The following is a 15808-nucleotide window of genomic DNA, read 5'->3' on the forward strand; positions in this document are numbered from 1 at the left end:
CCTATTTTGTCTAAATATTTATTGGTGATATGACTTGAGTTAAATCATTAAACAAGATTGTAAGAAAGAGGTAATGAACTATGAGGGCAATTATTGTTGATGATGAACCATTAATACTCCAAAGACTTGAAAAGATGTTAAAAGAACTTCAAATTTTTAAAGATATCGTTTGCTTTGATGATTGTGAATCTCTTAGTTTTTATAGTAAAGATCATACAATTGATGTCGCATTTCTTGATATTGAGATACCTGAAAAAAATGGCGTTATGTTAGCCCGCGAACTACAATCAAAACATAAAAATATAAAAATAGTTTTCATTACAGGACACGACCGTTATGCGGTTGAAGCATTTGAAATTTATGCATTGGATTACATTATGAAACCTATTACGAGAGAAAGATTGCATAACACTATTCAACGTCTTATGCAAAGCATGACGATTGAAACAACTAATTCCTCTACAATAGAAACTTCGATACTCAATTGCCTTGGTGAGTTATATTATGTAGATCATGAAAAAGACAAAAAAATCCCCCTAGAAAAATGGCGCACAAAAAAAGCGAAAGAACTATTTTTATTTTTAGTTCATAATCGAAATAAAGTTATTAATAGAGATACTTTAATTGAATTACTCTGGTCAAATACTGATTTAGAACAAGCAAGAGTAAATCTACATTCAGCCATATATCAAATTCGAAGAACCATCCATGCTTACGAAATGAATGTAAACATTACTCGAGTGAATGACGGATATAAACTCGATTTACAAAACATTTTGATTGATGTTGATCTATTCGAACAAGCAGCAGCCGCTCTTCCAAAAGAAATATGTAGCGATACATTAGATAAATACATTGCATGCCTCTCTTTATATACTGGAGATTACCTTATTGATATGGACTATTGGTGGAGCGAAGGAGAAAGAACAAGATTACAAAACTTATATTTTCAACACGCCTTTTCCCTTATTCGTTTTTATATAGAAGGCGCGAGTTACACTGAAGCAATTGATATTTGCATGCGTATGCAATCTATGAATCCATTTGAAGAAAATACGTATCACCATTTAATTTCCTTATACGCTAAAACAGGGAATAAAACAGCTAAACAAAATCAAGAAAAAATGCTACACAAATTATTAAGCGATAGCGAACTTACTATGATATAAAGAATCTCTCAATATAGATTCTTCATTTTTGCCATTCTCAGCTATCCTATGCTACATTTATTCCGGCATATAAATATTGAATAATAAGGCGGGGATAAAATGAATATACCTAAAATCGGAATGATTGGTCTTGGAAATATTGCACAGAAAGCCTATCTTCCAACACTAACAAAAGAAACAGATTGGAATTTTGTAGGGGCGTTTACACCTAACGCGGAGAAAAGAAAACAAGTTTGCCAACAATACCGCATTCAAGACTTTCATTCTATTGAAACGTTAGCTTCGGAATGCGATGCAATCTTCGTCCATAGTTCAACTGCATCGCATTATGAAATCGTTTCTGAACTTCTGAAAAAGGGAATCGACGTTTATGTTGATAAGCCACTAGCAGCTACAGTAGAACAAGCTGAGAAACTAGTCGAGTTGAGCGAAAAGCATAAGCGAAAGTTAATGGTCGGATTTAATCGCCGATTCGTTCCTATGTATGTTGCAGCAAAAGAGCAAGCTCATAATATTTCATGGGTTCGAATTGAAAAACACCGCACAAATAAAGTCGGACCATATACGTACGACTTTACGATGTTAGATGATTACTTACATATTGTAGATACCGCTCGCTGGTTAGCTAACGATGAGCTTAACGTCGTTCATAATATGATGCAAATCAATGAAAAGAATGAACTTCTTTACGGACATCATACATATACAACGCCAAGTGGACTGTTACTTTCTACCGCAATGCATCGCCATGCCGGTACAAATTTAGAACAAATTGAACTTGTAACGACAGGAAAAATCATTCGCGTAAAAAACATGAACACATTTGAAGTTGAGGAGGAAAATGCAGTTTCTCAAATTGGTTCCCCATCATGGGATACGACGTTAAAACAACGTGGTTTTGAAGATGCTGTTCATCATTTTATTGAATGTGTACAAGGAGATACAAAACCTGCTGTAGATGGATTAGAAGGATTAAAAACGCAACAACTGTTGCAATCTCTACTAGATAATGTAAACAAAAATTAAAACGGATACATTTTTCAGAATTTACTTTCATTCCCATTCCCTCTTTATTTCTCACGCAAATTTCTATAGAATATGTTGATAGGAATTATAAATTTCATAATGAATCGTGGAAAGGATGGGATTAACACATGTGGAACGAGTTTAAGAAATTCGCGTTCAAAGGGAATGTCGTTGATTTAGCTGTCGGGGTTGTAATCGGTGCTGCATTCGGTAAAATCGTTAGTTCTTTAGTAAAAGATATTATTACACCATTACTTGGTATGGTATTAGGTGGCGTTGACTTTACAAGTTTACACTTTGGATACGGTAAATCTGCTGTTATGTATGGTAACTTCATCCAAACAATTTTTGATTTCTTAATTATTGCAGCTTCTATCTTTATGTTTGTTAAAGTGTTCAACAAACTAACATCTAAAAAAGAAGAAGAAAAAGAGGAAGAAATTCCAGAACCAACAAAAGAAGAAGTTCTTCTTAGCGAAATTCGCGACTTATTAAAACAACAAAACTCTTCTAAAGATAGAGCATAATTGAACGGATAAAAAGGCATGCCCCTTAGGGACATGCCTTTTCTATATGCTATAACGTTTCCGAATTCATATGAATAAATAAAATAATACCAGCAACCATAAGTACCATAATACTACTTGCAAATAGTGTAATACCGATAAACATTAAACTTGTGCTCATATCCACTGATACACTTTCAATAAAAATAGAAATTACATACGTGATAAGGGCAATTCCTGCAAGAATACTTCCTGGAACAAATCGCTTTAAACCATTTTGTTTTAACGTCATATATGCAAAAATAGCAGTCATACAAAGCGTAATTATCCAAAGAACGATCATCTCTTCTCCCCCCTCACAAGCCTTTTCTTTCTATTATACATGACATTGCCCTATAATAGTTAAATTTGCACTTATGTGACATATAACAAGGAATTATACAGTCATATAGAGAAGTCTCCCAAATAAGCTATAGAACTCGGGAGGATTTCAATTGGAAGAAGATATTGTAGGATATTTTAAACAAGTAGAGAAATTTGATTATATTACAATTGACTTAGACAAAAAGTTTTTTTATATCGAAATTGTACAACTAGAAACAAATAGAACTTTGCTAAAAATATCACTTAACTTAGAAAAAGATGAAACTATTATTGCTGGCAATGTGAAACAATATGATCCTTCTAGGTTAGAACAATTCATACAAAGCTTTAAACACACTGCCCAAACATGCCTTGCACATAATTTACGAAGTCCTGAAGAACTTTTTGCATTTTGGAAAAAGAATTAATCTCCCTTTCGTTAAAAAAAATGGTTATTTTTTCTATTAATTGATATAATTATCATATACAAATATTCTTTATAAGGGAGTGTTCATAATGATCTGGATTTCACTAATCGTATTAGCCTATTTCATCATTCTCGTCCCAATACAGTATAACTACATTAAAATACTCAAAGAAAAACAGAAGAAAATGAATATGTCACAAAACGAACTATATGACAACATGTCTTATGAAGAATCCCAAATACATTACCATTATCAAAGTAACGTATTTACAATACCTGCTTCGCTTGTCGCAAGTATTATTTATAAAGTGAAACATGCAGCATAATATGTACGCTGTAAAATTATTGTTTGAATCTGTTCATTCTGGTGAGCCTGATCCTCCAAAAATTGGTGAGGATTATGAAAAAAAAGGATTGTGATACACTTTTTGAAGAAAGTATTATTCTTGTTAAGGCACACAGCTTGGAAGAGGCCCATGCACTAGGTGAACAAATCGCTATACATTCTGAGCATACGTACGATAATATGTACGGTGAGCAAATAACGTGGACGTTTCGAAAAGTATTGCATGTGTTTGAATTAGACGATACACCATTTGAAACGGGAAAAGAATTATACGCAAGATTTTTACAAGTTAAGAAAAATGAAACAGTGGATACAGTCTTACAAAAATACTATCCTGAATACGAATAAAAGCTCACAGCAATCGCTGTGAGCTTTTTTATACTTACTTCGTTGAATCTCTAAATTGGATACGGTGAGGTAAGATAACAGTGTGATCTTCCACTTTTTCTTTGTTCATATACTTTGTTAATAGACGCATTGCTACTGCACCGATATCATACATCGGTTGTACAACTGTTGAAAGTTGTGGACGAACCATTAATGCAAGGCGTGTATTATCGAAACCAAGTACTTCTACATCAGTTGGTACATTTAATCCAGCATCTTGTGCTGCGTGAATTACACCTAGTGCCATTTCGTCAGAAGATACGAAGATCGCTGTTGGCTTTTCATCAAGGCCCCAAAGCTTTTCGAATGCTTCGATACCTGAATCATATGTGTAATCTCCATCGATTACAAGATTTTCATCATATGAAATACCTGCTTCTTCTAAAGCTTTTTTATAACCTTGTAACTTCTTCGCGCTTCCCGCTTTATCAATGAAAGGACCAGAGACGAAACCGATACGCTTATGTCCTTGTTCAATAAAGTGCTTCATTGCGTCGTAAGCCGCTTGTGTATAATCAATGTTTACTGATGGCGTTTCATTTTGCTCATCAAATGACGCTGCTAATACGATTGGTACTGGAGACTTTTTAAATTCTTCAACGTGAATATCTGTAATATCTTCACCCATGAAAACAATTCCGTCCACTTGTTTTCCAAGCATCGTATTTAATAAATGGAACTCTTTCTCTTTGTTTTGGTCAGAGTTACTTAAAATGATGTTATATTTGTACATTGTTGCGATATCTTCAATTCCACGAGCAAGTTCTGCATAAAACGTATTTGAGATATCAGGAATAATAACACCTACTGTAGTTGTCTTTTTACTTGCTAGTCCACGTGCTACCGCATTTGGGCGGTATCCTAAACGATCAATTGCTTCTAATACTTTCTTTCTTGTTGTAGGCTTTACATTTGGATTACCGTTCACAACGCGTGATACGGTAGCCATTGAAACGTTCGCTTCACGCGCTACATCATATATTGTTACGTTCATCTCATCGCACACTCCTTCTATTTTTGTTATCTATTTTTATGTATCGGTTACTTGAATGAAAAAAAGACATCAACTCTATTTGCAGATGCCACCAATCGTCCCGAGTTCTTCCTTTTACTAATGATACGATAAAAACGCAGGCTCATACAATATTTTCCCGCAAAAGTTTCGAAAAAATTCGCTTCTTTTCTCGTATTTTCGTATTTTTTATGAAAAAAAGGGCATTTTTTGTAAAAATATAGATGTTTCATAAGTAGAAACCTTATTTTAAGCAGTACGATAGTACATGAAATTTATATCAGCGATTTTTTAAATATATCGACCGCAACTCGAAATATATCAGCGATTTTCCAAATATATCGACCGCAACTCAAAATATATCAGCGATTTTCCAAATATATCGACTTACCAACAAAAATCGACAATGATAGGCATGTGACGCGCTGGACCTAGAATTACTCCACAATTGGCAATAGAAGATCACATCCCCCTGTAGAATGCGTTACATCGACAATACAAGGGGTAAATAGGTTTCTTTCTTTGAAATCAGTACAGCAGAAATATGAAGCATATTACGCGTCGCTCCGTCCCATCGTCCCCTTTCATTTACAGTAAAAAAAGACAGTTTAAACACTGTCTTTTCTTACAGGAAGGAAACAAACGGTTTATCGCTGTTTTTCTCTTTTATAACAATTGCCTCAATTTTATTCTCGGACTTTATCTGCAATTGTACTTTTGCATCTTTCGGTAATTGGTCTAACATACTTTGAGCGGCGAGTTGAGTAAGAGCCATTAATTCTGTTTTACCGTTATATTTAATAACAATATCCATATTTAATGTATCCATTTGATTTTTCTTATAAGAAACTTTAGCATTTACTGGGATAAAGTCTCCAGGAGAAAAACCTTTCATTGCCTCAGCAAATTTATTTATTTTTGCATTATCTTCTCCATGTGCTTGTGTAAATTCATCAGAAGGATATGAATACGCTCTTTCTTCAATCGTATTCCAATTCCCAAGGTTCGTATCATTCTTTTGAACGGTAGCACTAGCAATATACGTACCATTTTTTAAAGAACTTGTACTTTCTTGCTTAAAGATAGCAAACGTAATTGGGGATTTATTATACTTGTCATTTTTATGAATAGCTTCAATAAGTTGCTTGGCAACTTCAGTCCCCTTAGACATTGCTTCTTCATTGGATACACTTGAAGACATAGCTAACCCAATTACAACGCCAGATAAACTTAATTCATTTGAATTCTGTTTCCCGAAATAGTCTTGTTCTATAATATTTGTCAAAACTGGTGCTTCTACTTTCGCGACTAGCTCATCAATTAACTTCTCAGGAATATACTGATTTAATTGTAGTACATGATTTTCTGTATCAAATTGCTCTTTTGCAATATTCATTAAACCATTTTCATACTCTGCTAAATCTAATTTAGAATTTGTTTTTACATTAGCTGTATTTATAACCTTTTGTTCTTTTAAAGGAATTACAGTTCTATAATAATCTTTAGAAACAGCAGTTCTCGGAATCATACTTTTTTCTTTCGTATCTTTCTGTATAACTTCATCCTTCTTGCTAATCGTATCATTACTACAAGCTCCTAGTAATAAACTTACGACTGCGAAGGATAATGCCATTTTCTTCATTACTTAAAACCTACTTTCAACAATCTAGTTATTTAGTTTGAACTATTAACAGTTTACCATTAAATATATTTCAACAAAAACAAAAAAAAGAAGCAAGCACCTTTCGCTTGCTTCTTTTTACTTAATATTCTCTTCTAAAGCATCTTTTTTTATGTTCCAATGAGACGTATTCCATACTACCATCCCATCTTTTATGTATAACACTTGCGGAGATTCATGTTTCATGCTGTATTGTTCTGCAACACGGTTTGAAACATCTCTCGCATCTTGTACGTATAAGTAATACGCTGGTACCGCTCTTTCTTCACTACAATACGCTTGAAATTCTGTATAGGCACCATGACTAATCGGGCATGTCGTACTATGTTTAAAAAGAACATAAGGCTCGTTTTTTTCTACTAGTACTTCCAGCTCTTCAATTGTTTCAACTTTTGTCATATTCATCAAGATTCACCTCTCATACGAAGTCTAGAGCGCTTCTCTTTCTTTTCAGCTTTTTTCTCGAGTCTTTCTAATTTACGTTCTTCTTTTTCAACCTTTTTCTCTTGTCTTGTCGCACGATAATGATTGTATACTTCAATTGCTGCGCTACTCCACTGTACAACTTGCGCTACTTTATCTGCATTATTTTCAATTTCGTCCGTAACAGACTCTGATACATTACGAAGTTTCGTATTTAAGGAATGGATTGTCGTTCCAATTCCATCTACACCCGATACTACTTTATTTAATGATTGTGACTTCTGTTGAATGTCATCAGCTAACGCATTTGTTTTATGTAATAATTGCTCCGTCTCTACGCTAATTCCTTGCATTTGCTTTTCTAAACCTTCTAACGTGCTTGCAACGTTTCCTAACGTCTTCTGAACCGATAACAACGTTCTGCATACATACACTACTAATACAGCGAAAGCAACCGCGATAATAGCCGCACTTACATATAAAAGAACTTGCATTTCATCACTTCCTTTATCTTTTTCATACTTTCCCCTATTATACAATCATTTTCCGTTTCGTTCTAATCCCTATCTTTTCATTAGAATTTTCATACTTATTCGTTAACTTTAACATAAATGATTCAACAAATTCCACTAAGTAGGTTACAATAGGAGAGGATACATAATTAGTAGGGAGGCTTTACATATGAAAGATCCACGCATTGAAAAGTTAGCATACAATTTAATTAACTACTCTATTCGCTTACAAAAAGGCGAAAAAGTATTAATTGAAAACTTTGGCTTACAAAAAGAACTTGTAACTGCACTTGTAAAAGAAGCATATGCAGCTGGTGGTTTCCCATTCGTTTCTTTAAAAGATCATCAAGTAGATCGCTCTTTATTAATGGGTGCTACTGAAGAACATTTTGAACAAATCGCTGCATATGAAGCAAGCGTAATGAAAGATATGGACGCTTATATCGGTCTTCGTTCTGGCGATAACATTAACGAACAAGCTGACGTACCAAGTGAAAGAATGCAAATTCATGGTCAGACAGTTGGTAAAAAAGTTCATAGAGACATCCGCGTTCCGAAAACGCGCTGGGTTGTTCTTCGCTACCCAAATGCTTCTATGGCGCAGCTTGCTAAAATGAGCACAGAAGCTTTCGAAGACTTCTACTTCGAAGTTTGTAACTTAGACTACGGTAAAATGGATAAGGCGATGGATAGCCTTGTTACATTAATGAATAAAACAGATAAAGTGCGCCTAACTGGACCTGGAACTGACTTAACATTCTCTATTAAAGACATTCCAGCAATTAAATGCTCAGGTCATTTAAACATTCCAGACGGTGAAGTATACTCTGCACCAGTTCGTGATTCTGTTAACGGTACAGTTTCTTACAACACGCCATCTCCTTACAACGGTTATACATTTGAAAATGTACAACTTAAGTTCGAGAACGGCCAAATCGTTGAAGCAACTGCAAACGATACAGAGCGTATTAACAAAATCTTTGATACAGACGAAGGCGCACGCTACGTTGGTGAGTTCGCAATTGGCGTAAACCCATACATCTTACATCCAATGGGAGACATCCTATTCGATGAAAAAATCGATGGCAGCTTCCACTTCACCCCTGGACAAGCTTACGACGATGCATGGAACGGCAACAACTCGAACATTCACTGGGATTTAGTATGCATCCAACGCCCTGAATACGGCGGCGGCGAAATTTACTTCGACGACGTACTAATCCGTAAAGACGGACGCTTCGTTGTACCTGAATTAGAAGCTTTAAACCCAGAGAACTTAAAATAATAATAAAAACGCTCGGGATTTTTCCGAGCGTTTTTTAATACTTTAATAAGTCTTTCACCACATCTTCTGGCACTTTAAAACTCATCTTCTTATTTTTCATTTCAACTTCAACATACGGAACATCTTTATATACTGTCATCGTACCTATTTCATGTAATTCCTTTTTATCTTTACTCGACTCTGATAATTTTGTTGTATCCTCTTGATACATTTTAAATGTTTTCCCTTGCGGAGTATCTAAAGGAGCCGATTGCATTTCCCACTTATCCATTTTCATGACTTCAAACAGCTTTTCAATTTCTTTCTTATCGGTCATTATTTTTTTATCACTTGAATCTGTAAGTGATTCAATTTCAATCTTTTGTGCCTTTTCTAAGTTCATATTAGCCTTTTCCTTCTTCGCACTACACCCTATTAAAAGAACGGATGCGGTTAGCAGAAGCAAAAACAACATACGGACTTTTTTCATCTCTACCCCTCCTACTCTATATAGAGCTACTTTCCTTGCTTTTTGTTTGCTGAAAATGAAAATAATATAAAAGCGCCACTGCGATAGTACCTATTAATATCGGAACATATAAGGGCAGATCCCATTTCATATATACTCTAGTGCAGCCAACAAACACAAACAAAATTTCCAAACAAAACAAAGGTTTTACATATTTCATATCTTACCTACCATTTCTATTTTTACATGTGGATTCTCTTTCTCAATAAGCGTCAAAAATCCATTCATATCTTGCGGCATCGCAACCATATGTACTTTATACGTATTCGTTGTAATTTCAAGATTTTTCCCAACCTGGCGAATGATTCGTATCTCTTTCAATACGATATCGTCATTTAAAATACCGTACTTTAATACACCATTTTCTACTCTATGCTTTTTAATAAATACTTCCCAAACGAGTGGGACATTTACAAGGAAACATAATCCCATTCCAATTAACGCTGACATCCACTGCTCTTTATTTGCGACAATCATGACAAGTGGATATACGAACATAAAAACTAACGTGAGACAAACGAAAATGACTACTGACTTACTTCTTTGAATCGGAATGTTCATACACGCACCACCTCACCTAAATTATACCACTTTTTCCTATTTTAGTTCGTAAAAAAAGGCCATTTCTGAATGACCTTTTACACGATGTACCTATAAAATTTCTTATCTACCTGTAACACTGGAAAGTTTTTCGGCAACTCGTCTATACTCACACTTTGAAAACCATTCTTTTCATAAAAGCGATGCGCCGCTAAAAATTTCACTGTCGTTCCTAAGTAAATATCTTTCAGCTTTTTATTCTCAACCCACGAAATTGCTGTTTGGAGCAACTTATGTGATGCGCCCCACTCTTTTCCGCGAAATTCTTTTTTTACGAACATTTTTCTTAGCGCTACTTGATCGTTCCCAATATCTAATAAAGCTACTGTTCCAACTACTTTATCATCATAAGTGGCTACCCAAAAGTTGCCATGATTCCTTTGATAAAATGTTCCTATTTCAAGCAGGTCTGGCTGCTCTTCTTTCGTAATGGAGACATTGTACTCTTTTTGCTGAATATGAACGATAAGATCTACTACTTCATCTTGAAACGTACTTTCATACGGAATAATGCGTATCTTCTCGTTCATCGAATCTCCTTCCACTCTGAAGCTAGTAAACTATATACAGCGATATCTTGAAAATGATCGTATAGCCATTCATCATCTCTTAAAATACCATCTAACGTAAAACCTAAACGCTCTGGAATAGCCCGGCTTTTCGCATTTTCAACACCGCATCTAATTTCCATTTTATTTAATTTCAAATTCTCAAATGCATAGTGAAGTACAGCCTTCACACTACGCGTCATAATACCTTTCCCGCCAGCATCTTCTGCAAGATAATATCCAAGACTTGCTGCTTTCTTCCCCCAACTTACTGGATGAATGCCTACCATCCCAACGAGCTTTCCTTTGTAACGTATACCACTTTCAAAACCGTCTCCCTCTGCAAACTTCTTTAACCACATCGGACAAATTTCATCATACGCATCAGCAGATTTCGTCCCATCTACCCAAGGAAGCCATCTTCGTAAATGATTACGATTTTGGTCTATTAATTGATATAGTTCCTCCTTATGATGCTTCTCTAATAACTGTAATTCGATTTCATCGTCTACTCGAAGTGTGAACATGTTTTTTAGCTCCCCTTTTTATTTTTCTTATTATTCTAACACTTCTAAATAGAAAATGCCCATCTAATATATCAACGATTTTTAAAATATATCGACGATTCGACAAGGGATATCGACTTACCGACTAAATTCGACAACATTACTACACCCTACAACACAACAAAAAAAGACGCACAGCTAAGCTATGCGTCTTTTTTATTACTTCTCTGCAACTTGAACTTCTTTTACGTAAGCTGCTTCGAATTTTTGGATATCTCCTGCGCCCATGAAAATGAGAACGCCGTTTTTATGTTTCTTTAATACATCCGTTGTTGTATCTGTAATTAGTTCTGCACCGTCAATACGCTTTTGCAGATCTTCGATTGTTAATTCACCTTTGTTTTCGCGCGCTGATCCGAAAATATCACATAAGTATACTTGATCAGCTTTGCTTAGGCTTTCAGCGAACTCATCTAAGAACTTTTCTGTACGTGAGAATGTGTGTGGCTGGAATACAGCGACAATTTCACGCTCTGGATGTTTTTGACGAGCTGCTTCAATCGTTGCATTAATTTCTGTCGGATGGTGTGCATAGTCATCAATAATAACTTGCTCTCCCATTGGCTTTTCATTAAAGCGACGTTTTACGCCTTCAAAAGTTGTTAGCTGATGCTTAACTGCTTCTACATCAACGTTTTCATAATGGCAAAGTGCGATTACTGCTAATGCATTTAATACGCTGTGGTTGCCGTATCCTGTAATTTTGAACGTGTCATAGTACGTATTACGAACGAATACATCGAAAATAGTACCATCTGTTCTCTTTTGAATGTTACGTGCTTGGAAATCATTATCTTCTCCAAATCCATAGAAAATAACAGGTACTTTCGCTTGAATTTTTTGAAGTTCTTCATCATCTCCACATGCAATAATGCCTTTTTTCACTTGCAATGCCATCTCTTGGAATGCACTGAATACATCATTGATATCTGTGAAATAATCCGGATGATCAAAATCAATGTTTGTCATAATCGCATAGTCTGGATTGTAAGACAAGAAATGACGACGATACTCACAAGCTTCAAATACAAAATACTTACTATTTTCTACCCCATGCCCTGTTCCATCTCCAATAAGGTAAGATGTAGGGTGTGCACCTTGCATTACATGGGCTAACAAACCAGTTGTTGATGTTTTTCCATGTGCACCAGTTACAGCAACACTTGTGTATTGATTCATAAGGTCACCTAAGAAGTGATGGTAACGATGTACTGGGATATTTAATTCTTTTGCTGCTACGATTTCTTCATGCGTATCAGGAAATGCATTTCCTGCAATAATCACTTGTCCTTCTTTTACATTACTTTTATCAAAAGGAAGAATCGAGATACTACGCTTTTCCAACGCTGTTTGTGTAAAGAAACGCTTTTCATAATCAGACCCTTGAACAGTATGCTTCATGTCATGAAGAATTTGCGCTAATGAACTCATTCCTGTTCCTTTAATTCCTACAAAATGGTAAACTGTCATCTTAAAGAACCTCCAACATTTCGAACTAATACAACGGCCTATCTATAAGACAGTATATGAATCTTTTCTTATTTTGGTAATCATCATACATTTTTGATGTAGTGAAGTTATTCTTCCCTTCACTTATCAGGATAAACTCGTACGTACTTCTTTTTTATGTCCATAACAAATCCATTATAGCAAAAAAGAAGCCGCTATACTATGATAACAGAAAAACTGATAGGGTCAATCACCTATCAGTTTTTCTCTCTTTTACATATCTTCTCTTTTTTCTAATTGAACACGCTCTAAACGTGGGTTTGGACGATATTTACGACCAGCTTTCGCTTCTGGTTTTCCATTTAATTCTACGTTATCACCAGTAAAGCCAATATTCATTTTTAATAAGCTACTTCCTACTCCGTATATATCAACAGGTACGTTTTGAGCTTCAAATTCACGAATACGCTTCTCATCAAATCCACCAGTTACAACGATGTCTACATGCTGGAATCCTTCTTCATCAAGTGCTTTACGAAGTGCGAATACGAGCGATGGATTTACACCACGTGGATCAAATGTTCCAAGTACTTCTGGGTGGCGAATGAAGTATTGATCAATCATCGTGCGGGACGTATCTACACGTACACCTTTTAATGTTGATCCAAATTCACGCGCTACGCGAAGTGCATCTGTAATAACATCATTGTTGTAATCAATTAATACAACTAATTCGTCTTCTGGGAATTTCTTATGATATGCTTTTGCTGCTTCCACAACATCACCATTAAACATTTGAATTAATGCGTGAGGCATTGTCCCCATACCACTTTTGCCCCACCATTCATTCATCGCATGCGTCGCTTGTGCGCTCATACCTCCGATGTATGCTGCATAACCGTCACCAGCTTGTTGTGTATAATGATCATCACGATCTCCCATGAAAATAACTGGTTTTTCTTTATCTACGCTACGTGCAGCTTGGACAACGTTATATACGTTTGTCGCAACCGATGTACGACGAGCTAAAATCCCATCAATGACACCTTCTAAAAATCCGAAATTTTCATAAGGACCATGAATTGTTAACACTGTTTCAAATGGACTAATTTTATCGCCATCTTTTAAAGAGTTAATTTCAAGTTCCTCAGGATTTTTAGCGAATGTTTGTAGCAATGCAATGACTTCATCCGTTCCGCAAAGAACTGCATTTTCCTTTTGGAAAAATTGCATCGTTACAACACTTTTCGGGCGAAATTCTTCGATGATTTCTCTAGTCTTTAAAAAGTAAACGGCTGAAAACCAACCTTCTCCAACGCGTTCGTCAAATTTAAATGTTTTATTTGTTAGTCTATTTATTTCACCTTTTAATTTTAATTCAATTTCTTTCATGTCGCTTTACTCCCTACTTTACTATCCAACATTTTCTCTTAGTATACAGCAAAACCGTTTACTATACATTTGTTTCCTGCATAGCGGCAAATTCATCCTCAGAAATAAGGACATCTCTTGGCTTCGTTCCTCTACCTTCAGAAATAATTCCTTGCGATTCCATCTCTTCAATGAGACGTGCCGCGCGATTATAACCGATGCGGAATTTTCGCTGTACAGAAGATGTGGACGCTCCCCCTTGTTCTACAACAAATTGACATGCATCAAGGAACAATTCGTCTTCCGACTCAGCCTGTTCTGTTTTCGCTAATAAATCCTCTTGCTTAAATAAGTAATTCGGTTTCATTTGCTTTTTCACATGATCAACTGTCTTTTCAATCTCATCATCCGATACATATACACCTTGTACACGAACTGGCTTAGATGTACCGTTCCCTAAGAATAACATATCACCACGGCCAAGTAATTTCTCCGCGCCCCCAATATCAATAATCGTACGCGAATCAACTTGAGATGATACAGTAAACGCAATACGCGTTGGAATGTTTGACTTAATTAAACCTGTAATAACATCTACAGATGGACGCTGCGTCGCTACTAATAAATGAATACCACAAGCACGTGCTTTTTGCGCAATACGACAAATCGCTTCCTCAACATCACCAGGTGCTACCATCATTAAGTCGGCTAACTCGTCAATGACAATAACGATATAAGGTAATGTCTCTCCCGGAATTTCTCGCTCACTTACAATCGTATTGTAACGAGTTAAATCACGAGCTCCTGCGTGCGCAAATAATTCATAACGGCGCTCCATTTCTTCAACTGCCCATTTTAATGCAGCTGTCGCTGCTTTTACATCCGTAATAACAGGTGCTACAAGATGTGGAACAGAATTGTATGGTGCAAGCTCAACCATCTTCGGATCAATTAACATTAACTTCACTTCATGTGGTTTCGCTTTATATAAAATGCTCGTTAAAATGGCGTTAATACACACACTTTTACCAGAACCTGTTGCACCCGCAATAAGTCCGTGTGGCATTTTTCGAATATCCGTTACAATTGGATCACCTGAAATATCAAGTCCAAGCGCAACTGTAAGCGGTGATTCGCTCTTTGTAAACACAGGACTTCTTAAAATTTCACGAAGAAATACTGGCTTACTTTCTTTATTTGGAACTTCGATTCCAATCGCACTCTTCCCTGGAATCGGTGCTTCAATACGAATATCTTTTGCCGCTAAACTTAGCTTAATATCATCACTTAAGTTTGTAATTTTATTTACTTTCACACCTGGATCTGGCTGTACCTCAAAACGAGTTACTGCTGGACCTTGCGATACATTAATAACATGTGCGCCAACGTGGAAATTATTAAACGTTGTATCTAATAATTCTTTCTGTTCTTCCAACCATTCCGTATTATCTAACGCTGCTTGCTGCGGAATCGATAGCAATGTTAACGACGGAATCGTATACGTCGGTGGTGTTTGCAATACATTTCGCACATCATTCTCTCTTTGATTTACAACATATGCTTTCTCTTCTACTTCCGTACTTGAAATTGGCTTTTGTACTTGTTGAGATTCTACCACCACTTGCTGCA

At 35.8% G+C, this 15808-nt stretch carries 19 protein-coding genes and 1 pseudogene; 7 read left to right on the forward strand and 13 right to left on the reverse strand.

Annotation, left to right across the window (positions count from 1 at the left end; all coding sequences use genetic code 11):
- Window positions 1–80 precede the first annotated feature (80 nt).
- The 3 genes from MR083_RS12735 (at window position 81) to mscL (ending at window position 2722) form a co-directional block, all read left to right on the forward strand.
- Window positions 81–1169, forward strand: a complete 1089-nt coding sequence (locus tag MR083_RS12735) for a response regulator (protein ID WP_001201607.1) — start codon at window positions 81–83, stop codon at window positions 1167–1169.
- A 99-nt stretch (window positions 1170–1268) separates the two neighbouring features.
- Window positions 1269–2195: a Gfo/Idh/MocA family protein gene (locus tag MR083_RS12740; protein WP_242269429.1), complete on the forward strand. Its 927-nt coding sequence runs from the start codon at window positions 1269–1271 to the stop codon at window positions 2193–2195.
- A gap of 128 nt (window positions 2196–2323) precedes the next feature.
- Window positions 2324–2722 (forward strand): large conductance mechanosensitive channel protein MscL, encoded by a 399-nt coding sequence (gene mscL, locus MR083_RS12745; RefSeq protein ID WP_000267012.1) that lies wholly within the window; start codon window positions 2324–2326, stop codon window positions 2720–2722.
- A gap of 49 nt (window positions 2723–2771) precedes the next feature.
- Here the strand turns inward: mscL and MR083_RS12750 are convergent, their stop codons facing one another.
- Window positions 2772–3044, reverse strand: coding sequence for a DUF3917 domain-containing protein (locus tag MR083_RS12750; RefSeq protein ID WP_000636591.1), 273 nt, complete (start codon window positions 3042–3044; stop codon window positions 2772–2774).
- Window positions 3045–3195: 151 nt separating this feature from the next.
- On the opposite strand from MR083_RS12750, the gene dhp61 reads away from it, so the two are divergent.
- From dhp61 to MR083_RS12765, 3 genes and pseudogenes are all read left to right on the forward strand, one after another.
- Entirely contained in the window at window positions 3196–3492 is a 297-nt protein-coding gene (gene dhp61, locus MR083_RS12755; RefSeq protein ID WP_242269431.1) for a protein Dhp61, read from the forward strand.
- 88 nt (window positions 3493–3580) lie between these two features.
- Window positions 3581–3817, forward strand: a complete 237-nt coding sequence (locus MR083_RS12760; RefSeq protein ID WP_000637879.1) for a DUF3949 domain-containing protein — start codon at window positions 3581–3583, stop codon at window positions 3815–3817.
- Between the two features lies 1 nt (window position 3818).
- Window positions 3819–4185: pseudogene (locus MR083_RS12765) on the forward strand (DUF4288 domain-containing protein).
- A 34-nt stretch (window positions 4186–4219) separates the two neighbouring features.
- On the opposite strand, the gene ccpA reads toward MR083_RS12765, so the two are convergent.
- From ccpA to MR083_RS12785, 4 genes are all read right to left on the reverse strand, one after another.
- Complete coding sequence (gene ccpA / locus MR083_RS12770; protein WP_001103311.1) at window positions 4220–5218, reverse strand: catabolite control protein A; 999 nt, start codon at window positions 5216–5218, stop codon at window positions 4220–4222.
- A 643-nt stretch (window positions 5219–5861) separates the two neighbouring features.
- Window positions 5862–6878 (reverse strand): CamS family sex pheromone protein, encoded by a 1017-nt coding sequence (locus MR083_RS12775; protein ID WP_242269433.1) that lies wholly within the window; start codon window positions 6876–6878, stop codon window positions 5862–5864.
- 117 nt (window positions 6879–6995) lie between these two features.
- Window positions 6996–7322: a bacillithiol system redox-active protein YtxJ gene (gene ytxJ / locus MR083_RS12780; RefSeq protein ID WP_063222461.1), complete on the reverse strand. Its 327-nt coding sequence runs from the start codon at window positions 7320–7322 to the stop codon at window positions 6996–6998.
- Window positions 7322–7834, reverse strand: coding sequence for a DUF948 domain-containing protein (locus tag MR083_RS12785; RefSeq protein ID WP_242269435.1), 513 nt, complete (start codon window positions 7832–7834; stop codon window positions 7322–7324). Before MR083_RS12785 ends, ytxJ begins: the two co-directional genes overlap by 1 nt.
- 187 nt (window positions 7835–8021) lie before the next feature.
- Between MR083_RS12785 and MR083_RS12790 the strand changes: the two genes are divergently transcribed.
- On the forward strand, window positions 8022–9137 hold the full coding sequence (locus MR083_RS12790; RefSeq protein ID WP_000654739.1) for an aminopeptidase: 1116 nt from the start codon (window positions 8022–8024) through the stop codon (window positions 9135–9137).
- Window positions 9138–9171: 34 nt separating this feature from the next.
- Here the strand turns inward: MR083_RS12790 and MR083_RS12795 are convergent, their stop codons facing one another.
- The 8 genes from MR083_RS12795 to MR083_RS12830 form a co-directional block, all read right to left on the reverse strand.
- A complete protein-coding gene (locus tag MR083_RS12795; RefSeq protein WP_242269436.1) occupies window positions 9172–9606 on the reverse strand; it encodes a hypothetical protein in 435 nt (144 codons plus the stop codon).
- A gap of 16 nt (window positions 9607–9622) precedes the next feature.
- Window positions 9623–9805 (reverse strand): hypothetical protein, encoded by a 183-nt coding sequence (locus MR083_RS12800; RefSeq protein WP_033691359.1) that lies wholly within the window; start codon window positions 9803–9805, stop codon window positions 9623–9625.
- The gene (locus MR083_RS12805; RefSeq protein WP_242269438.1) at window positions 9802–10206 is read right to left on the reverse strand and encodes a PH domain-containing protein; all 405 of its coding nucleotides are present in this window, start codon (window positions 10204–10206) and stop codon (window positions 9802–9804) included. The genes MR083_RS12800 and MR083_RS12805 overlap by 4 nt, the downstream gene beginning before the upstream one ends.
- Before the next feature lie 77 nt (window positions 10207–10283).
- Window positions 10284–10775, reverse strand: a complete 492-nt coding sequence (locus MR083_RS12810; protein ID WP_242269440.1) for a GNAT family N-acetyltransferase — start codon at window positions 10773–10775, stop codon at window positions 10284–10286.
- Window positions 10772–11320, reverse strand: coding sequence for a GNAT family N-acetyltransferase (locus tag MR083_RS12815; protein WP_242269443.1), 549 nt, complete (start codon window positions 11318–11320; stop codon window positions 10772–10774). The genes MR083_RS12810 and MR083_RS12815 overlap by 4 nt, the downstream gene beginning before the upstream one ends.
- Window positions 11321–11518: 198 nt before the next feature.
- Window positions 11519–12829, reverse strand: coding sequence for a UDP-N-acetylmuramate--L-alanine ligase (gene murC / locus MR083_RS12820; RefSeq protein WP_000219470.1), 1311 nt, complete (start codon window positions 12827–12829; stop codon window positions 11519–11521).
- A 252-nt stretch (window positions 12830–13081) separates the two neighbouring features.
- Window positions 13082–14200, reverse strand: coding sequence for a nicotinate phosphoribosyltransferase (locus MR083_RS12825; RefSeq protein ID WP_000658369.1), 1119 nt, complete (start codon window positions 14198–14200; stop codon window positions 13082–13084).
- A gap of 61 nt (window positions 14201–14261) precedes the next feature.
- Window positions 14262–15808 (reverse strand): DNA translocase FtsK (locus MR083_RS12830; protein WP_242269445.1); only part of this gene is annotated, 1547 nt, incomplete at its 5' end.

This window comes from Bacillus cereus group sp. BfR-BA-01408 (assembly GCF_022663305.1).
Taxonomy (GTDB): domain Bacteria; phylum Bacillota; class Bacilli; order Bacillales; family Bacillaceae_G; genus Bacillus_A; species Bacillus_A pacificus.